Genomic DNA, 17,769 nt, shown 5'->3' with positions numbered 1-17,769 from the left:
CCCGGGCGGCACACTGCATGTACGCACGTACGACAGTTCACGGAAACAGGTAGGTCATGGCAGCCAACAACCGTCGCATGTCCGGCAAGAAGGGCGCGCAGGTCGGCAGCGGCGGCCAGCGGCGCCGGGGCCTGGAGGGCAAGGGCCCGACCCCGCCCGCCGAGATGCGCAAGGGCCACAAGAAGAACCGCATCGCCACCGCCAAGACCAAGCAGGCCCAGCGCCGGCCCGTGGTCCGCGGCCGGGGCGGCAAGGGCACGTCCGAACTGGTCGTCGGCCGCAACCCGGTCGTCGAGGCGCTGCGCGAGGGCGTGCCCGCGTCGACGCTGTACGTCCAGCAGTTCATCGACAACGACGAGCGGGTGCGCGAGGCGCTCCAGCTCGCGGCCGAGCGCGGCGGCATCAACCTCATGGAGGCCCCGCGCCCCGAGCTGGACCGCATGACGAACGGCCTGAACCACCAGGGTCTCGTCCTCCAGGTCCCGCCCTACGAGTACGCGCACCCCGAGGACCTCGCCGCCGCCGCCTACGACGCCGGTGAGGACCCGCTGATCGTCGCGCTCGACGGCGTGACCGACCCGCGCAACCTCGGCGCCGTCGTCCGCTCCGTCTCCGCCTTCGGCGGCCACGGCGTCGTCGTCCCCGAGCGCCGCGCCGCCGGCATGACCGCCGGCGCCTGGAAGACCTCGGCGGGCACGGCCGCCCGCACCCCGGTGGCCCGTGCCACCAACCTCACGCGCGCGTTGGAGGCCTACAAGAAGGCCGGCATCGTGGTCGTCGGCCTGGCCGCCGACGGCGAGGCGGAGATCGGCGAGTTGGAGGCCCTGGACGGCCCGGTCGTCATCGTCGTCGGCAGCGAGGGCAAGGGCCTGTCCCGACTGGTCGGCGAGACCTGCGACTTCCGGGTCCGCATCCCCATGCCGGGCGGCGCGGAGTCGCTCAACGCGGGTGTGGCGGCGGGGGTCGTGCTGTACGAGGCGGCTCGGCGACGGGGCTGAGGGCTGAGGCGCTCGGCGGCGGGCTGAGGCGCTCGGGGCTCGCTGAGGGGCTGAGGCGGCTCAAGTGGGTTGGACAGGCTTCCGGTTGCTCACCCGGAGGGGCCTGATCCGACGGCCGGGGCAGCCTTGACGGCGTCCGGACACATCCGGTGGGTCAAGGCAGTGTCCTAACCACACATCACTCGGTTAGATGAGTGTGGACACCAGAACACCCCGCACACCCACGGGGGACCGCTCGTCGGGATTCGACGACGCTCCCGCGCTGAGCATGGTGAAGGTGCCGAGCGATCCGGCGCAGGTCATCGTCAGTCACGCGAGCTTCCGCGTGCAGTTGGGCGCGTCGGCACGGCGCAACCAATCCCCGCGCGTCGCACGGCACTTGAGCGCCACCGAGGACACCGCGCGCATCCCCGTCGTCGGGGCGGCGGGCAGAGCGGGCATGGCCGGCGCGCCCGCCGGGACCCGCCGCCGCGCCGTCGTCTGGAGCGGCCGGTCGGCCCCGGACGACACCGGCGCCCACCGCCTCCTCCAGGCCGTGCGGGCGGGCAGCGTCGGCCACGGCGAACCGCCCGCCGGCGTCGCCGGAGCCACCCGGGTCATCCCCCGCGTCGGGGCCGACGAGGGCTACGACGGCGAACTCACCGCGCAGACCCTCGAGACCCCGGTCGTCGGCGCCCAGCGCACGCCCGGCGCCGGCGAGAACCGGATCCTGCCGGCCATGCGCACCGTCGGCAGCGCCTACGACGAGCCCGCCTACGCCCCGCCGGGCCACGGAGGCGGCCCCGGCCACGACCGGCCGGGCTACGGACAGCCGGGCCACGACCAGGCGGGATACGACGAAGCCGCTTACGACGAGGCCCGGTTCGAGGACTTCGGCGAGGCCGTCGCCGCGCAGAGCGCCCGCCCGCGGGCCAAGCGCCACGGCGACGACCCCGCCCGGCACGCGTTCTACCCCGACCGCCGGATGAACCTCGGCGTGGTCCTGCTCCCGCTGCGCGTCCTCCTCGGCTTCATCTCCGTCTACGCCGGCATGGGCAAGCTGTGCGACCCCGTGTACTTCGACGGCGGCGAGCGCGGCTCCATGGTGAAGTGGCTCAACACCCTGCACCCGTGGGAAGTCGCCGAGCCGCTGCGGCAGTTCGCCCTGCATCACCCCGTCGGCTCCGGGCTCGTCATCGCCTTCCTCCAGGTGATCGTGGGCGTCCTCACGGTCCTGGGCTGCTGGCAGCGGGTCGCGGCGTTCGTCGGCGCGTCGCTCTCCGCCGCGCTGCTCGTGACCGTCAGCTGGAAGACCGCCCCGGTCTACGCGACGCCCGACATCATCTACCTCGCCGCCTGGTCGCCGCTGATCATCGCCGGCGCCCCCGTCTACTCCGTGGACGGCCGTCTCACCGCCGGCGCCTGGCGGCGGCTCGGTCCGCGCGCCGACCTGTGGGACCTGCGCCTCCACGTCCTGCGCCGCGGGGCTCTGGTCGCCGCGATCACCGCCGGGCTGACGCTGCTGGTCGGGTCCGTGCTCGGCGGCGCCGTCCGCGACGCCGACCGGGTCGTCGTCCCCGGCCCGGGGGAGGCCCCGCGCAACGAGCTGCCCGGGTCCCCGCCGCCGCGGGAGTCCGGCGACGGTCAGCGTCCCAGCGAGAAGCCGTCCGAGTCGTCCAGCGAGCCCCCGCGGGAGGCCACCTCGGCGACTCCCACGGCCGGCACGGACAGCGCCCCGGACGCCACCCGGGACGACACCGAGAGCGCCACCACGGGCGCGCCCAGCCAGACCCAGGGCACGGGCGGCGGCCAGGCCCCGCCGGAGCAGTCCACCCCGGAGGAGCAGGCCCCCAGCACCACGTCCGGCCCGACCTCCGGCGGCTCCTCCAGCACGGGGGGCTCCACGAGCGGCGGCTCCGACGACACCGGCGGCTCGTCGTCGACGGGCCGACCGGGGCTGGTGGGAGGCCTGCTCGGCTGACGGCGCTGAAGCGATGTGTCCCCCGGTGCGCTGCTGAGCACCGGGGGACACTCACGTCCCCTCTGCTCTGCCGAACCGTCAGCGACCCAGCGCGGCCAGTTCCTTCGCGGCCTCCGTGAGGTCCTTCGCCGTGTCGATGGCCCGCCAGTACGCGCCCTGCGGGATCGGGAACCCGGCGAGCCGGCGCTCCCGGGCCAGATGCGGGAAGGTCGTCCGTTCGTGGTCCCCGCGCTCGGGCAGCAGATCGGCGAACTCGGGGGAGAAGACGTACACGCCCGCGTTGATCTCGTACGTCGTCGGCGGCGCCTCGATGAAGTCCGTGATGTGGCCGAAGCCGTCCGTCTTCACCGCTCCCCAGGGGATGCGCGGACGCGCCAGCGCGAGGGTGGCGAGGGCGTCGCGCTCGGTGTGGAAGTCCGCCATGTCGCGCAGCGAGAAGCGGGTCCAGATGTCGCCGTTGGTGGCGTACCAGGGCCGGTCGGGGTGGGGGAGGCGGGCGGCGGCGTACTTGAGGCCGCCGCCGCGGCCCAGGGGCTCGGACTCGACGACGGTCGTGACCTCGACCGGCAGGTCGGCCGTCTCCAGCCACTTCTCCAGGACGTCGGCGAGGTGCCCGCAGGAGACCACGACGTGGGTGACGCCCTCCTCGGCGAGCCAGCTCAGCTGGTGGCCGATGATCGGCTTCCCCGTCCCGGGGATCTCGACCATCGGCTTGGGCCGGTCGTCGGTGTAGGGACGCAGCCGCGACCCCTGGCCCCCGGCCAGGACGACGGCTTGCGTGGGTCGGGACACGGCACGCGGATCGGTCATGACCGGCACTGTACGCGGCGCTGGCCGGCACCCTGGCGGGTCCCCCGGGGGGATGCGCGGGGGATGCGCGGCGGAGGCGTGGGCGTGCCGCGGGGGTGCCGGGGGTGGTGGCTCTCGGGGGTGGGCTCAAGTCGCGGCGGCGCAGGGACTGTCCGGCGGATCCGGCCGCGTACGCGGGGCTCGGCGCTCACCGGCACCGGCACTGGCACTGGCGAGCCGCCGCCGGTCGGATCCCTGCGCGTCGATCCGCCCGACGGGCCTTGGTGGGTGTGGGCCCTGGCGGGTGGGGGCCTACGGGTGTGGCCCCGGCGGGTGTGGGCCCCGGCGGGTATAGGCCTTAGCGGGTGTTGGCCCCGGCGGGTGTGGGCCCGCGCAGGGCCCACACCCCATCGGCTCAGCCCCATCGGCTCAGCCCCATCGGCTCAGCCCCGGCGGCTCAGCCCCATCGGCTCAGCCCCATCGGCTTAACCCTGGCGGCTCAGCCTTGGCGGCTCAGCCTCGTCGGCTCAACCCCGCGCGGCCATCACGCCCGACGCGAACGACGTGTCGCAGACGGGGCGTGAGTAGGACTGGGCCTGGGACGGGCCGTGGAGGCGTACCGCGGCGCGGCCGAGGGCTCGGGCGATGGAGGCGCAGTGCTTCGCCAGGGACGGCTTGCCGTTCACCGCCTCCTGGAGGTGGGTCAGCGCGACGCCCGGGTCCTCTTCGTGGAGTTCGGTCAGCAGGCGGTCGCGCAGGACGTCCTGCGGGGCCTTCGCGGTGCTGTGCGAGGTGCGGTGCGCGGTGGCGGCGGAGGCGTCGGAGGCGGTGAGCACCGAATCCGAGGGGTCCCCCGACCAGTTGACCCGGGTGACGGCGAGGGTGCCCGAGAGCACCATGACGACGGGCAGGACGAGAGCGAGGGAGCGACCGATCCGCCGGGCGGGGCCCCGGCCGCGTCGCGTCTGAGGGGTGCTGGAGTGCTTCACGGAGTGCTTCACGCGTGTGAGGGTAGCGCGGGGTAATGATTCGGCGACATTCAGTCACTCGGTCGGGGGATGAAGAGGTGCATCTTTTTGGGTAGGGGGTTGACGAGAGCCGTTCGAAATGCGACAGCGAGAAGGGCCCCGCGGCAGTCCGCGGGGCCCTTCTCGTCGCCGAGGTCGCTCGGAGGTCGGTCGAGGTCAGTCGGAGAGGCGCTCGCCCGTCGAGGTGGAGAACACGTGGGTCTCGCCCGCGCGCGGGACGACGTGCAGCGTGCTGCCCTTCTCCGGGACGTCACGGCCGCTGACGCGGACGACGAGGTCCTTGGAGTCGCCGTCGCCGAGCTTGGCGGTGCCGTAGACGTACGCGTCGGCGCCCAGCTCCTCGACGACATTCACGGTGACCGCGAGGCCCTGGTCGGACTCCGCGCCGGCGACGTCGAAGTGCTCGGGGCGGACGCCCACGGTGACCGTCTTGTCGGTGGTCGCGGAGATCGCGTCGCGCTGGACCGGCACGACCGAGTTGCCGAACTTCACGCCGCCGTCGGCGATCGGGACCTCGACGAGGTTCATCGCCGGGGAGCCGATGAAGCCGGCCACGAAGAGGTTCGCGGGACGGTCGTACATGTTGCGCGGGGTGTCGACCTGCTGGAGCAGACCGTCCTTGAGGACCGCCACCCGGTCGCCCATCGTCATGGCCTCGACCTGGTCGTGGGTGACGTAGACGGTGGTGATGCCGAGGCGGCGCTGGAGCGAGGCGATCTGCGTACGGGTCGAGACGCGGAGCTTGGCGTCCAGGTTGGACAGCGGCTCGTCCATGAGGAAGACCTGCGGCTCACGCACGATGGCGCGGCCCATCGCCACACGCTGGCGCTGACCGCCGGAGAGCGCCTTCGGCTTGCGGTCGAGGTACTCGGTGAGGTCGAGGATCTTCGCGGCCTCCTCGACCTTCTGCCGGATCTCCGCCTTGTTGACGCCGGCGATCTTGAGCGCGAAGCCCATGTTGTCGGCGACGGACATGTGCGGGTAGAGGGCGTAGTTCTGGAACACCATGGCGATGTCCCGGTCCTTGGGCGGCAGGTGCGTGACGTCGCGGTCGCCGATGCGGATGGCGCCGCCGTTGACGTCCTCGAGCCCCGCGAGCATCCGGAGCGAGGTGGACTTGCCGCAACCCGACGGGCCGACCAGGACGAGGAACTCGCCGTCCTCGATCTCGATGTCGAGTGCGTCGACGGCGGGCTTCGTGGAACCCGGGTAGATCCGGGTCGCCTTGTCGAACGAGACAGTGGCCATGGTGATGGGCCCCCTTCTACCGGCAGGAACGTGCCGGACGATCCGTTGTAGGAAGGTGGTTGGTGTAGTCCACGCGAGTGAACTGGCTCAGGACCGTACCCGGCCGCCGCCGGTCTGTCAGCACCCGAGGGCATGTGAACTTCGCGGAAATTTTCGACGGCCCCCACCCGCGACCTGGGTACACTGCACGGGCGCGAGTCCGTCCGACCCGCGCACGCCTCCTTAGCTCAGTTGGTAGAGCACCGCTCTTGTAAAGCGAAGGTCGTCGGTTCGAGTCCGACAGGGGGCTCTGTCAGCCGGTCGTGGGTCGGCTTTTTCGGTCTGTCATGGGTGGCCGCCGTGAGGGTTCAGGCGGTGGGCGATTTCCAGGGATTGTTCGTCGGGGCCGTCGCCGTCCTCGATGGTCCAGAGGGTGTTCTGGAGGAGGCGGGCCAGGGTCCAGGCGTGGGCTCGGGGGCGGTCCAGGGACAGGACCTCGGTCATCGCGTCGAAGCGCCAGCGGACGTCGGCGGCGTCGAAGCGGTTGGCCAGGGCGGGCCAGAGTTCGAAGCCGGGGTCGCCGGCGAGGGGCTTGGGGTCGATGGCGAGCCAGGGGGCGCGGTCGGCGGCGAGGACGTTCTCGTCGTGCAGGTCCCAGTGCAGCAGGCGGTCGCCGGGGTCGTCCGCGACCTCGCGCAGGGCGGCGGCGCAGTCGGCGATCAGCCGCCGGGTGGGCGGGTCCGGGACGCGGGCCAGCGCCCACGGGGTCCGCTCCAGCATCTCCGCCGCGATGTCGCCCAGACTGCGCATGCCCGGCGGCGCTGCGACGGCCGTCAGGCCGGCCAGCAGACGGGCGATCACGAGGACCCCTTCGTGCGGGTCCGGGACCGACGAGAGCATGCGGGCCGCGTCGAGGCGTTCGAGGAGCAGGGCGCCGGTCGGCTCGTCGTGCCGCAGCAGCCGCACGGCCCGCTCGCCGGCCCAGATCCGCAGGGCGACCGGTTCGCCCTCAGTCTCCTCGTCGAGCAGCTGGAGCTTCAGCACTGCCCGGGTGCCATCGGCGGCGGTGACCGGCAGGACCAGCGCCGACACGCCGTGCATCGGGGCGCCGTCGACGCGCAGCTCCCAGCGCTCCAGGAACTCCGCCGCCAGCCCCGGCAGCGCGGCGACGAACGCCCGCCCCGCCTCCCCGTTGGCCTTCGCCTGTGCCGCCGCCAGTGCCTTCGGAACGTCGATCACGTCCCGGACGATACGGGCCCGCCACGCGCGCGTTCACCCCGTTTTCCGGCGTGCGCCGCCAGCGGTCGAGGGTGTGCGGGACGACGGAATCCGTAGGAGACGGCGTGCGCCCGCGCGGGTTGACGTCCGGCCATGAGCAGCTCGGCGCGCGATGTCGTGAACGGCGGGATCTCCTACTGGTACGCGGACGACGGCCTTCCGGCGGTCCGGGAGCCGCTCGCCGGCGACGCCGCCGCGGACGTCGTCATCGTCGGCGGCGGATACACCGGGCTGTGGACCGCGTACTACCTGAAGAAGGCGGCCGGCCTCAGGGCGCGTGAGGTGCTTTCAGATGGCCTGAGATGATTTCAGGTGACCTGAGGTGGTCTCAGGTGATCGATTCCGGGACCGCCGTCTCCTCCGCCGGGGCGTCCTGCCGGGTCGGCCGGCCGGTGACCATCAGGCCCGCCACCACGGCGGCCAGCAGCATGATGCCGGCGGCCCACCAGATGGCGACCGTGTAGCCGTGCACCGTGCCCTCCGCCGCGATCCGCGCCCGGCCCGCCGGGTCGGTGAGGTGGGCGCCGACGTACGCCGTGCCGCTGGTCGTCGCGATCGTGTTCAGCAGCGTCGTGCCGATCGAGCCGCCCACCTGCTGCGAGGTGTTGACGGTCGCCGACGTCACCCCGGCGTCCTGCGGGTCGACGCCGGCGGTGGCCGTGGAGAACACCGGCATGAAGGTCAGGCCCATGCCGAGGCCCATCAGGACCAGCGCGGGCAGGATCTCCGTGACGTACGCGCTGTCCACGGTCATCCGGGTGAGGACCAGCATCCCGCAGGCCGCCAGGACCATGCCGGGAGCCATCAGCATGCGCGGCGGGACCCGGTTGATCAGACGGGCCGAGATCTGGGTGGAGCCGGTGACGATCGACGCGGTGAGGGGGAGGAAGGCGAGGCCGGTCTGCACCGGGGAGTACTTCAGGACCACCTGGAGGTAGTACGTCATGAACAGGAACATGCCGAACATGCCGACGACGGCCAGGGCCATCGTCAGGAAGCAGCCCGCGCGGTTGCGGTCCCGGACCACGTGCAGGGGCAGCAGCGGCACCGGCGCCCTCGTCTGCCACCACACGAACACCGTGAGGAGCGCGATCCCGGCCGCCAGCAGGGCCGGCACCAGCGGGTCGGTCCAGCCGCGCGGCTCGGCCTCGCTGACGGCGTACACGATGCAGACCAGGCCGCCGCAGCCCAGCAGCACGCCGGGCACGTCCAGCCGGGCCGCGGTCTCGCCGGGGCGGTCGCGCAGGACGGTGACGGCGCCGAAGACGGCGGCGACCGCGACGGGCACGTTGACGTACAGGCACCAGCGCCAGTTCAGGTACTCGGTGAGCAGCCCGCCGACGATGAAGCCGATGGCCGCGCCGCTGGCGGAGAGCGTGCCGTAGGTGCCGAAGGCCTTCGCGCGTTCCTTCGGGTCGGTGAACGTCGTGGTCAGCAGGCTGAGCGCGGACGGGGCGAGGACGGCGGCGAACACGCCCTGGAGGGCGCGGGCGGCGAACAGCATGCCAGGGGTGACGGCCGCGCCGCCGAACACCGAGGCGAGGGCGAAGCCGACCAGGCCGATGACGAAGGTGCGCTTGCGACCGACCAGGTCGGCGATGCGCCCGCCGAGCAGGAGGAGACCGCCGAAGGCCAGCGAGTAGGCGGTGATGACCCACTGGCGGTTGCCGTCGGTCATGCCCAGGGCCCGCTGCGCGGAGGGCAGCGCGATGTTCACGATCGTCGCGTCCAGGACGACCATGAGCTGCGCGAGCGCGATGATCATCAGAGCCCACCAGCGTCGGGGGTCGGGGGCGGGCTCGGAGTCGGGAGTGGGCTCGGAGTCGGGGGCAGGGGCCGGCGCGGGCTCACCTGCCCGGTGGACGGTCACCCGGCCAGAAGATCACGGATGGGGCGGGGGCGCATGTGGGGCGGGGCGGTCGGGGCAGGCCCGAGGGCCGGGGGGTGGTCCCCTAGCTCCGTGGGGTGATCTGCCGGGCTGGCCGGGGTTGTGCGTCTGCGCCTTGACCCGCTGGGTGTGTCGGTCCCCTAGCTCTGTGGGGTGATCTGCCCAGTGGGTCCGCCCCCCTCCGCGTCACGTCTGCGGCGTGATCCGCTGCTCGTCTCCGGGTGGCCCGCGGGATCTCCCCTACGGCTCCAGGACCACCTTGCCGATCGTTCCGCGGGTCTCCAGCGCGCGGTGGGCCGCGGCTGCCTCGGCGAGGGGGAAGCGGTGCACCGCCGGGGTGAGGCGGCCGGCGCCGGCCTCGGCGAGGGCACGCAGTTCCAGGGCGCGCAGGCCACCGGCCCGCGCCAGCATCGCCGGCCCGAGGACCGACTCGGAGACGCCTTCGACGAAGAGCCCCTTGCCGCCGCGGACGCCCTCCGCCGACCAGCCGAAGACGAGGTGCTTCCCGCCAGGTCCGAGCAGGGCCACCGCCTCCCGGGCGACGTCGCCGCCGACGCCGTCGAAGACGAGGGTGGCGGACCGGCCGCCGAGGAAGGCGCGGACCTTGTCCGGCCAGGCGGGGTCCATGTAGTCGACGGCGAGGTCGGCGCCGTTCTCCTGGACGCGGGCCGTCTTGCCGGGGCCGCCGGCGAGGCCTACGACGGTGGCGCCCGCGTTCTTCGCGTACTGCACGAGCAGGGTGCCGACGCCGCCCGCCGCGGCCGGGACGACGACCACCGCGTCCGGGCCCAGCTCGGCGAACTGGGCGATCCCCAGCGCCGTACGCCCCGTGCCGATCATCGCGACCGCCCGGGCGGGGTCCAGGCCCGCCGGGATCTCGTGCAGGCGGTCGGCCTCGGTGACGGCGCGTTCGGCGTAGCCGCCGGGGGCGAAGCCGAGGTGGGCGACGACCCGTCTGCCGAGCCATGCCGCGTCGACGCCCTCGCCGAGGGACTCCACGACGCCGGCGACCTCGCGGCCGGGGATCGTGGGCAGCCGCGTCGGCTCGGGCGCCGGGCCCTGCTCGCCCTCGCGCAGGGCGGTGTCGAGCAGATGCACGCCGGCGGCCTCCACGGCGACGCGGACCTGGCCGGGGCCGGGATGCGGGTCCTCGACCTCCTCGTAGGTCAGGTTCTCGGCCGGGCCGAAGGCGTGCAGGCGGATGGCGTGCATGGGTCCCCCTAGTCGTCGTTGGTGACGCGCGCGAAGGGTCCCCCGACGCCCTTCGCGCGCAGGCCCCACTCTTCGACCTCAAGCGTGCTTGAGGTCAAGGGAGTTCCGGCCGAGGGCGAGGGAGACGGCGGTCAGGGCGCTGGTGAGGGAGACCTCGGAGAGCACGCCCGGGGCGGCCACCTGGTCGCCGGCCAGGTACACGCCGTCGCCCCGGTCGACGGCCGGGCGGTCGCGCCAGCTCGTGCCGGGCAGGTCCACCGCCCCCGTACGGCCCGCCGCGACGGACGCGCGCCGCCAGGTGACGCGCTCGCGCCAGCCGGGGAAGCCGAGGTCGAGGAGCTGCTCCGCGCGCGTGACGCCGTCGGCCTTGGTCTCGTGCGGGGCGATCGGGATCTGCCCTGGATCAGCTGCTCGCCGGCCGGGGCGAGGGTGCGGTCCTGGGCGGTGAACCGTTCGAGCCAGCCGGGGGCGTCCAGGTCGGAGACGGCGAATAGGTCGCCCCGGCGGGTGCGGACGGCGAGGTCGAGCAGTGCGGTGCGGCCGCTCGGCCAGGTGAGGGAGTCGTCCTTGAGGAGGAGGCGGGCGGCGTCCAGGGAGGTGGCGACGATCACCGGGGAGTCGGTGGGCAGCGTCCCGACGCGGGACAGCGTCTCCATGCGCACGCCGAGGTTCCACGCGCGGGCCGCCATCCGGTCGACGAGCGTGCCCCAGCCGCCGCGCGGGTAGTGCGCCTCGGGCGGCAGCTTGGTGGCGCGGCGCAGCCGCTCCTGCACGAAGGCGGCGGACAGCGCGCCGGGGTCGTGGTGGAAGAGCGCGACGGCGCCGAAGTGCGCGGCGGCGCGGGCGCCCTCCTCGCCGGCCAGCTCGCTCGCCCAGGTGAGGAAGTCGACGTCCACGGGCGCGCGGTGGCGTGCGGCGGGGCGCAGCAGCTTCAGCATCGCGAACGGCGGGGTGCGGCGCAGGACGCCGCGGTGGCGCAGCCGCAGGCGGGCCGCCTCCAGCGGCGGGAGGGGCGCGAGCGGTGGGATGAGGTCGCGCTGCGCGAGCCAGGCCCAGTGCGGGCCGCCGTTGTAGAGGGCGTGCGGGCCTTCGTTCGTCCGGTACGGGCCTTCCGCGGTCCGGGCTCGTCCGCCGAGGGTGTGGTGGGCCTCGTGCAGGGTGACCTTGGCGCCCGCCTCGGCGGCGGCGATGGCGGCGGTGAGACCGGCGAAACCGCCGCCGACGACGGTGATGCGGTGCATGGGTTCTCCTTCGGTTTCGGTCGTCGCGGATAAGACCGGTTAGGGGCCCGGTTTTGTGACATCGGGGCGTTTGTGCAGGTCAGGGTGATTGTCAGTGGTGGGGTGCAGGATGGGGGCATGGCGAGGACAGGTGTCGGCGGGGGTGGCCGGAGTGCGGTGAAGGGTGCTCGGCGGCCGGAGGTGCGGCTGCCGGGGGCGCTGGAGCCGTTCGAGGACGGGGAGGTGGAGCCCGACGGGGACTACGACGGGGCGGAGTTCGCGGGGACGGACCTGGCGGGGCAGGACGGGGCGGGGGCGCGTTTCATGGACTGCGCGCTGAGGGACTGCGCGCTGGACGGGACGCGGCTGCACCACGCCCGTTTCCTCGACTCGGTCCTCACTGGCGTACGGGGTGTCGGCACGGACCTGGCCGAGGCGACGCTGCGGGACGTCGAGATCGTGGACGCCCGGCTGGGCGGCGTCCAGCTGCACGGCAGCGTCCTGGAGCGGGTGCTGGTGCGCGGCGGCAAGATCGACTATCTGAATCTGCGGCAGGCGCGGCTGCGGGACGTCGTCTTCGAGGGCTGTGTGCTGGTGGAGCCCGACTTCGGGGGCGCCCGGCTGGAGCGGGTCGAGTTCGTGGACTGCGTCCTGAAGGCCGCCGACTTCACCGCCGCCACGCTGACCGACGTAGATCTGCGGGGCGCGGCGGAACTGGGCATCGCGGGCGGCCTGGACCGTCTGTCGGGAGCGGTGATCAGTACGGCCCAACTGCTCGATCTGGCACCGGTGTTGGCGGCGGAGTTGGGGATCAGAGTGGAGGACTGAAGGGGCGGCGCCGCCTCCCGGGTCAGCTCACTCGGGGGAACCTGGCCTGGAGGGTCCAGATCGCGGGGTTCTCGGCCAGGTCGTCGTGGAGGTCGGTGAGGTCGGCGAGCAGGTCGTGCAGGAAGTCGCGGGCCTCGCGCCGGAGTTCGGAGTGGGAGAAGGTCAGCGGGGGTTCCTCGGCAGGCATCCAGTCGGCCTCGATGTCCACCCAGCCGAAGCGGCGCTCGAAGAGCATGCGGTCGGTGGACTCGGTGAAGTCCAGCTCCGCGTGCTGGGGGCGGGAGGCGCGGGAGCCCGCGGGGTCCCGGTCGATGCGCTCCACGATGTCGCACAGCGCCCACGCGAAGTCCAGCACCGGCACCCATCCCCAGGCTGTGGACAGCTCCCGGTCCGCCTTGGTGTCGGCGAGGTAGACGTCTCCGCAGAACAGGTCGTGCCGCAGCGCACGGACGTCCGCGCGGCGGTAGTCGGTCTGCGGGGGGTCGGGGAAGCGGTTGGAAAGGGCGTAGCCGATGTCGAGCACGTAGGCGATGGTGTCACGGCCCTGACGGGGACCGGACCGCGCCGTTGGATGGCCGGGCCCGGGTCGGGGGAGGGCAAATGCCTCGGCGGGGTGTGGTCCGTGGCCATAGGATCACTGGCATGTCCCGATCCGCGCGTCTTGTCCGGTCACGGTCTCGGTTCCGCCTCCGGTCCCGGTCACGGGCACGGTCCGTCGCGGGGGCGGGTGCTGTTGTGCTCGTGCTCGCCCTTTCCCCCTCCCTCGCCGCGTGCGACGGAGTCGGGAGTTCGGGCGGCGGATCGGCCTCGGGGGTCGGGGATCCGTACTTTCCGAAGTCCGGCAACGCCGGCTACGACGTCACGCACTACGCCCTGGATCTGGCCTACGACCCCGCCGCCCACCGGCTGACCGGCACCGCCAGGATCACCGCCCGTGCCACCGAGCCCCTCGCCGAGTTCAACCTCGACCTGAAGGGGCTGGAGGTCGAGAAGGTCACCGTCGAGGGCGGCGAGGCCGCCTTCACCCATGAGGACCAGGAGTTGACCGTCCGGCCGTCCGGCGCCCTCGCCGAGGGCGAGACCTTCGAGACGACCGTGCGCTACGCGGGCAGCCCCGTCACGATCACCGACCCGGACGGCTCGAAGGAGGGCTGGCTGCGCACCGCCGACGGCGCGCTCGCACTGGGCCAGCCGACCGGCTCCATGGCGTGGTTCCCCGGCAACCACCACCCCTCCGACAAGGCGTCGTACGACGTCACCGTCACCGTGCCGAAGGGGCTGACGGCCGTCTCCAACGGCGAGCTGCGCGGCGAGCGGGCTGTCGGCGGGCGCACCGCCTTCGCCTGGCGCACCGCCGAGCCCATGGCGAGCTATCTCGCCACGCTCGCGATCGGCCGGTACGAGGTCACCCGGTCCACCGTCGAGGGCGGGCTGCCCATGTACGTCGCCGTCGACCCGACCCAGGCCGCCGCCGGCCGCAAGGCGCTCGCCCGGCTCCCCGAGGTCATGGAGTGGGCGGCGTACAACTTCGGCCCGTATCCCTTCTCCTCCGGCGGGGCGATCGTCGACCGCCCGGAGGACGTCAAGTACGCCCTGGAGACGCAGAACCGTCCCGTCTTCCCCGGCGCGCCCCAAGCCCTCCTGCTCGTCCACGAGATCGCCCACCAGTGGTTCGGCGACTCCGTCACGCCCCGGACCTGGCGCGACCTGTGGCTCAACGAGGGCTTCGCCACCTACGCCGAGTGGCTGTGGACCGAGGACGAGGGCGGCGCCACCGCCCAGGAGACCTTCCAGCAGCTCTACGACGAGGGCGAGGATCTCTACGAGGACCTGTGGTCCTTCCCGCCCGCGAAACCGACCGACGCCGAGAACATCGCAGCGAACCCGGTCTACCAGCGCGGCGCGATGGTGATCCACAAGATCCGGCAGACCGTCGGCGACGACGCCTTCTTCGACCTCGTCCAGGGCTGGACCGCCGCCCACCGCCACGGCAACGCCACGACCGCCGAGTTCACGGCCTACGTGGAGAAACAGGCGCCCGACAAGGACTTCACCCCGATCTGGCGCGACTGGCTCCACGGGGAGGGCAAGCCCGACCAGGCGTGAGACGGGCCCGCCAGCCCGCCTGGCCCCGCCGGCCACACCTGGCCCCGCCGGCCCCGCCTGGCCCCGCCAGCCCCGCCGGTCACCGCAGGGGCTTGCGCAGCACCGCGCAGGGGCGGGCGAGCTGGAGGTCGCGCCGGTGGTCCACGACCTCGTAGCCGAGGGCGGTCCAGAAGACGAGGCCGTCGGTGTTGGCGTCCAGGACGGCGAGCCGTACGGCGGCGCGGCCGGCCGTGCGGAAACGGGACTCGACGGTTTCGGCGATGCGCCGCCCGTAGCCCTGGCCCCGTACGGCCGCGTCGACGATCAGCAGCCCGATCCACGGGTCCGGGTCGGCCGGGTCGGGGTGGTGGGCGAGGGTGATGACGACTCCGGCGAGCCGCCCGGCGTCACGGGCGAGCAGCACCTCCACGTCCGGGTTCGCCAGCTCCCGCGCCAGCGCCGCCGCGACCTGCTCGGGACGGATGTCGTCCGGGTCGGGGAAGTCGCCGCTGAGCGCCTGGAACTCGCGGTTCGAGGCGTACAGGGCGGTGATTTCGAGGAGCGGGGCGGCCGGGACGGCCTCGTCGGGGGTATGGGGGAGCGCGTCGAGGATCACGCGGGCAACCTACCGCCGTCGCACGCCGGAGCCCCCGGCCTTTTCCGGCCGGGGGCTCCGCGCGACATGACGCTCGCTCAGGCGTGACTCACGCTGCTCACGCTCGGCTCAGGCGTGACTCGTGACTCAGACGTTGACGCCGAAGTCCTGGGCGATGCCGACCAGGCCCGAGGCGTAACCCTGGCCGACCGCGCGGAACTTCCACTCCGCGCCGTTGCGGTACAGCTCGCCGAAGACCATGGCCGTCTCGGTGGCCGCGTCCTCCGACAGGTCGTAGCGGGCGATCTCGGTGCCGCCGGCCTGGTTGACGATGCGGATGTAGGCGTTGCGGACCTGGCCGAAGTTCTGCGAGCGGTTCTCCGCGTCGTAGATGGAGACCGGGAAGACGATCTTGTCGACGTCGGCGGGGAGGCCCGCGAGGTTGACGTTGATCGCCTCGTCGTCGCCCGCGCCCTCGCCGGTGCGGTTGTCACCGGTGTGGACGATGGTGCTGTCCGGGGTCTGCTTGTTGTTGAAGAAGACGAAGTGGGCGTCGGAGTAGACCCGGCCCTGCTGGTTGACCGCGATCGCGGAGGCGTCGAGGTCGAAGTCCGTGCCGGTGGTGGTGCGGACGTCCCAGCCGAGGCCCACGGTGACGGCGGTCAGGCCCGGAGCCTCCTTGGTGAGCGAGACGTTGCCACCCTTGGACAGGCTTACAGCCATGGGAGTCCTTTCCCTCGTGTGTAGAGGCTTCGTGCGCCACGAAGCTACAGCTACCCCTATGAACGCGGCGCGGGGTGTCCAAGGTTCCCCGTGTCTTTGCTTTCTTTACCCACCGCCCCACGGATGGCGGCGGATATTCGGATGACGTGGACCGGTCACAGCCGGGAACATGTACGGCATGTCCGGTCCCTATGTAGTCCGCGGCTCCGTCTCGCTCCCCGAGGCCGAGCTCATGTGGCGTTTCTCGCGGTCCTCGGGGCCGGGCGGGCAGCACGTCAACACCAGCGACTCGCAGGTGGAGCTGCGCTTCGACCTCGCCCGCACCGAGGCGCTGCCCGAGGTGTGGAAGGCGCGCGCCCTCGAGCGGCTCGCCGGGCGGCTCGTCGACGGGGTCGTCAGCGTCCGCGCCTCCGAGCACCGCTCGCAGTGGCGCAACCGGGAGACGGCCGCCGTGCGCCTCGCCGCCCTCCTCGCCGAGGCGACGGCGCCCCCGCCGAAGCCGCGCCGCGCCACCCGCATCCCCCGCGGCATCAACGAACGCCGCCTGAGAGAGAAGAAGCAGCGCTCGGAGACGAAACGCGGCAGGACCGGCCGCGACTGGAGCTGACCTCCCGTGAGCCCAGGCGCCCCGCCTCAGTCCAGCTCTCGCGAGTCCAGCTCTCTCGAGTCCAGCTCTCTCGAGTCCAGCTCCAGCACCCCCACCGTCTCCCCCTCGCTCCTCTCGCCCGTGTCCCGGAAGCCCAGGCCCAGGTAGAAGTTTTCGGGGCCGTGGGCGCCGGGGTGCCAGGTGACGTAGAGCTGCTTGCCGCCGCGGCGGCGGATCTCGGCGGCGACGGACTCGACGGCGAACCGCCCGTAACCGCGGCCCTGTTCGGCGGCGGCGATGTTCAGTCGCCAGAGGCCGGAGCGGATCAGGCTGCCGCCGTCCTCCTTCCAGTCGATGTCGAAGAAGGCCATGAGGAAGCCGACGGGCCGGCCGTCGTCGACGATCAGACGCGGCCAGGCCTCCGGATACACGTACGCCTCGGCGAGGGACTTCGCCACCGAGGACACCGCGAATTCCTGCTCGGGGCGGACCTGAATGGCGAGCGCGGCTTCCACATTCGCGCGTGTGATTTCTTCGAGCTTGAGGGAAGTCCCTGAAGAAGAGGGAGCGGGAGAGGGGGAAGGAGAAGAGGCGGGGAGCGTCATGCCCGCACGCTAAGACGGTGATCTTCGCCGGGCCAACTGAATTACCGTTCAGCCCGACTGCCTCAGCCCGACTGCTTCAGCACGACCGCCTCAGCCCAACTGCCGGTAACGCCCCTTGAAATACAGCAGCGGGCCGCCTTCCGCGCTCGGCACGCGCGCGGTCAGCACGCGTCCGATCACCAGCGTGTGGTCGCCCGCCTCCACCCGCTGCTCGGTGCGGCACTCCAGCGTGGACAGCGCGCCGCCCACCAGGGGCGCGCCGGTGGCCTCGCCGGGGACGTAGGGGATGTCCTCGAAGAGGAGGCGGTCGCTGAGGCGGCCCTTCATCGCGAAGCGCCCGGCGATGTGCCGCTGGCTCTCCGAGAGCACCGACACCGCCCACAGGGGCTGTTCCTCGAGCAGGTCGTCCATCCGGGAACCCGTGCGCAGGCTGACCAGGACCAGCGGCGGGTCGAGGGACACGGACAGGAAGGCGGTCGCCGTCATGCCGGCGTACTCGCCCTGGGGCGCCCCCGGGTCGTCCGGGTCCAGCGGCGGCTCCTGCGCGGTCACCAGGACCACACCGCCGGCGAGCCGGGACAGGGAGGCGCGGAACTCGTCGTCGCTCACTCCCACAGCATGCCCGGAGCCCGGCGGGACGGCGGGGGCGGGGGGAGCCGGCGGGGGGTGCGGCGGGAGCACCTCGGAAGGCATGTGGGAAGGCACGTCCCGCACGCTAGTGTCCGCCCGGGGCGCCCCGCATCGGAC

16 protein-coding genes, 1 tRNA gene and 2 pseudogenes are annotated in these 17,769 nt (G+C 72.9%); 7 read left to right on the top strand and 12 right to left on the bottom strand.

Annotated elements, in window-relative coordinates; genetic code table 11:
* Positions 1 to 56: 56 nt before the first annotated feature.
* Both rlmB and ACFYX4_RS11895 read left to right on the top strand, forming a co-directional pair.
* The gene (gene rlmB, locus ACFYX4_RS11900; RefSeq protein WP_389329891.1) at positions 57 to 998 is read left to right on the top strand and encodes a 23S rRNA (guanosine(2251)-2'-O)-methyltransferase RlmB; all 942 of its coding nucleotides are present in this window, start codon (positions 57 to 59) and stop codon (positions 996 to 998) included.
* Between the two features lie 190 nt (positions 999 to 1,188).
* On the top strand, positions 1,189 to 2,958 hold the full coding sequence (locus ACFYX4_RS11895; RefSeq protein ID WP_389329888.1) for a DoxX family protein: 1,770 nt from the start codon (positions 1,189 to 1,191) through the stop codon (positions 2,956 to 2,958).
* A 78-nt stretch (positions 2,959 to 3,036) separates the two neighbouring features.
* Here the strand turns inward: ACFYX4_RS11895 and ACFYX4_RS11890 are convergent, their stop codons facing one another.
* From ACFYX4_RS11890 to ACFYX4_RS11880, 3 genes are all read right to left on the bottom strand, one after another.
* Positions 3,037 to 3,768, bottom strand: coding sequence for an NDP-sugar synthase (locus ACFYX4_RS11890; RefSeq protein ID WP_389329885.1), 732 nt, complete (start codon positions 3,766 to 3,768; stop codon positions 3,037 to 3,039).
* Positions 3,769 to 4,274: 506 nt separating this feature from the next.
* Positions 4,275 to 4,748 (bottom strand): hypothetical protein, encoded by a 474-nt coding sequence (locus ACFYX4_RS11885; RefSeq protein WP_389329882.1) that lies wholly within the window; start codon positions 4,746 to 4,748, stop codon positions 4,275 to 4,277.
* A gap of 183 nt (positions 4,749 to 4,931) precedes the next feature.
* The gene (locus ACFYX4_RS11880; RefSeq protein WP_389329879.1) at positions 4,932 to 6,023 is read right to left on the bottom strand and encodes an ABC transporter ATP-binding protein; all 1,092 of its coding nucleotides are present in this window, start codon (positions 6,021 to 6,023) and stop codon (positions 4,932 to 4,934) included.
* Positions 6,024 to 6,239: 216 nt separating this feature from the next.
* Between ACFYX4_RS11880 and ACFYX4_RS11875 the strand changes: the two genes are divergently transcribed.
* Positions 6,240 to 6,312: transfer RNA gene (locus tag ACFYX4_RS11875), tRNA-Thr, on the top strand.
* Between the two features lie 35 nt (positions 6,313 to 6,347).
* Here the strand turns inward: ACFYX4_RS11875 and ACFYX4_RS11870 are convergent.
* A complete protein-coding gene (locus ACFYX4_RS11870) occupies positions 6,348 to 7,253 on the bottom strand; it encodes an aminoglycoside phosphotransferase family protein (RefSeq protein WP_389330258.1) in 906 nt (301 codons plus the stop codon).
* Positions 7,254 to 7,373: 120 nt separating this feature from the next.
* Here ACFYX4_RS11870 and ACFYX4_RS11865 point away from each other — a divergent pair.
* Positions 7,374 to 7,544 (top strand): annotated as a pseudogene (locus ACFYX4_RS11865) (FAD-dependent oxidoreductase); the annotation flags it as partial.
* A gap of 64 nt (positions 7,545 to 7,608) precedes the next feature.
* On the opposite strand, the gene ACFYX4_RS11860 reads toward ACFYX4_RS11865, so the two are convergent.
* The 3 genes and pseudogenes from ACFYX4_RS11860 to ACFYX4_RS11850 all read right to left on the bottom strand — a co-directional run bounded on the left by ACFYX4_RS11860 (position 7,609) and on the right by ACFYX4_RS11850 (position 11,621).
* On the bottom strand, positions 7,609 to 9,150 hold the full coding sequence (locus ACFYX4_RS11860; protein ID WP_389329876.1) for an MFS transporter: 1,542 nt from the start codon (positions 9,148 to 9,150) through the stop codon (positions 7,609 to 7,611).
* A 258-nt stretch (positions 9,151 to 9,408) separates the two neighbouring features.
* Positions 9,409 to 10,380 (bottom strand): zinc-binding dehydrogenase, encoded by a 972-nt coding sequence (locus tag ACFYX4_RS11855; protein ID WP_389329873.1) that lies wholly within the window; start codon positions 10,378 to 10,380, stop codon positions 9,409 to 9,411.
* Between the two features lie 78 nt (positions 10,381 to 10,458).
* Positions 10,459 to 11,621, bottom strand: a pseudogene (locus tag ACFYX4_RS11850) (NAD(P)-binding protein).
* A 117-nt stretch (positions 11,622 to 11,738) separates the two neighbouring features.
* On the opposite strand from ACFYX4_RS11850, the gene ACFYX4_RS11845 reads away from it, so the two are divergent.
* Positions 11,739 to 12,428, top strand: a complete 690-nt coding sequence (locus ACFYX4_RS11845; RefSeq protein WP_389329870.1) for a pentapeptide repeat-containing protein — start codon at positions 11,739 to 11,741, stop codon at positions 12,426 to 12,428.
* 22 nt (positions 12,429 to 12,450) lie between these two features.
* Here ACFYX4_RS11845 and ACFYX4_RS11840 read toward each other — a convergent pair whose 3' ends face one another.
* Positions 12,451 to 12,951, bottom strand: a complete 501-nt coding sequence (locus ACFYX4_RS11840) for a hypothetical protein (protein ID WP_389329867.1) — start codon at positions 12,949 to 12,951, stop codon at positions 12,451 to 12,453.
* A 119-nt stretch (positions 12,952 to 13,070) separates the two neighbouring features.
* On the opposite strand from ACFYX4_RS11840, the gene ACFYX4_RS11835 reads away from it, so the two are divergent.
* Positions 13,071 to 14,534 carry a M1 family metallopeptidase gene (locus ACFYX4_RS11835; protein ID WP_389329865.1) on the top strand — a complete coding sequence of 488 codons (1,464 nt, stop codon included), beginning with the start codon at positions 13,071 to 13,073 and terminating at the stop codon, positions 14,532 to 14,534.
* Between the two features lie 79 nt (positions 14,535 to 14,613).
* Here ACFYX4_RS11835 and ACFYX4_RS11830 read toward each other — a convergent pair whose 3' ends face one another.
* Positions 14,614 to 15,129 (bottom strand): GNAT family N-acetyltransferase, encoded by a 516-nt coding sequence (locus ACFYX4_RS11830; RefSeq protein WP_389329862.1) that lies wholly within the window; start codon positions 15,127 to 15,129, stop codon positions 14,614 to 14,616.
* 126 nt (positions 15,130 to 15,255) lie between these two features.
* Positions 15,256 to 15,831, bottom strand: a complete 576-nt coding sequence (locus tag ACFYX4_RS11825) for a TerD family protein (protein WP_389329859.1) — start codon at positions 15,829 to 15,831, stop codon at positions 15,256 to 15,258.
* Between the two features lie 169 nt (positions 15,832 to 16,000).
* Here ACFYX4_RS11825 and arfB point away from each other — a divergent pair, with 169 nt between their 5' ends.
* Positions 16,001 to 16,438, top strand: a complete 438-nt coding sequence (gene arfB / locus ACFYX4_RS11820) for an alternative ribosome rescue aminoacyl-tRNA hydrolase ArfB (protein WP_389329856.1) — start codon at positions 16,001 to 16,003, stop codon at positions 16,436 to 16,438.
* Between the two features lie 26 nt (positions 16,439 to 16,464).
* On the opposite strand, the gene ACFYX4_RS11815 is transcribed toward arfB, so the two are convergent.
* Complete coding sequence (locus ACFYX4_RS11815) at positions 16,465 to 17,022, bottom strand: GNAT family N-acetyltransferase (protein WP_389329853.1); 558 nt, start codon at positions 17,020 to 17,022, stop codon at positions 16,465 to 16,467.
* Positions 17,023 to 17,112: 90 nt separating this feature from the next.
* Entirely contained in the window at positions 17,113 to 17,715 is a 603-nt protein-coding gene (locus ACFYX4_RS11810; protein ID WP_389330255.1) for a flavin reductase family protein, read from the bottom strand.
* Between the last annotated feature and the right edge of the window lie 54 nt (positions 17,716 to 17,769).

The sequence above is a fragment of the Streptomyces sp. NPDC002328 genome (assembly GCF_042890065.1).
Lineage (GTDB): Bacteria > Actinomycetota > Actinomycetes > Streptomycetales > Streptomycetaceae > Streptomyces.
This window is presented reverse-complemented; position numbering and strand designations above follow the sequence as displayed.

What these genes read in the sequence shown, in the direction of transcription:
- ACFYX4_RS11810 (WP_389330255.1), bottom strand. Translation starts at nt 17,715, where the DNA reads ATGCCTTCCGAGGTGCTCCCGCCGCACCCCCCGCCGGCTCCCCCCGCC.
- ACFYX4_RS11855 (WP_389329873.1), bottom strand. Translation starts at nt 10,380, where the DNA reads ATGCACGCCATCCGCCTGCACGCCTTCGGCCCGGCCGAGAACCTGACC.
- ACFYX4_RS11880 (WP_389329879.1), bottom strand. Translation starts at nt 6,023, where the DNA reads ATGGCCACTGTCTCGTTCGACAAGGCGACCCGGATCTACCCGGGTTCC.
- ACFYX4_RS11895 (WP_389329888.1), top strand. Translation starts at nt 1,189, where the DNA reads ATGAGTGTGGACACCAGAACACCCCGCACACCCACGGGGGACCGCTCG.
- ACFYX4_RS11825 (WP_389329859.1), bottom strand. Translation starts at nt 15,831, where the DNA reads ATGGCTGTAAGCCTGTCCAAGGGTGGCAACGTCTCGCTCACCAAGGAG.
- arfB (WP_389329856.1), top strand. Translation starts at nt 16,001, where the DNA reads ATGTACGGCATGTCCGGTCCCTATGTAGTCCGCGGCTCCGTCTCGCTC.
- ACFYX4_RS11835 (WP_389329865.1), top strand. Translation starts at nt 13,071, where the DNA reads ATGTCCCGATCCGCGCGTCTTGTCCGGTCACGGTCTCGGTTCCGCCTC.
- ACFYX4_RS11890 (WP_389329885.1), bottom strand. Translation starts at nt 3,768, where the DNA reads ATGACCGATCCGCGTGCCGTGTCCCGACCCACGCAAGCCGTCGTCCTG.
- ACFYX4_RS11845 (WP_389329870.1), top strand. Translation starts at nt 11,739, where the DNA reads ATGGCGAGGACAGGTGTCGGCGGGGGTGGCCGGAGTGCGGTGAAGGGT.
- rlmB (WP_389329891.1), top strand. Translation starts at nt 57, where the DNA reads ATGGCAGCCAACAACCGTCGCATGTCCGGCAAGAAGGGCGCGCAGGTC.
- ACFYX4_RS11815 (WP_389329853.1), bottom strand. Translation starts at nt 17,022, where the DNA reads ATGACGCTCCCCGCCTCTTCTCCTTCCCCCTCTCCCGCTCCCTCTTCT.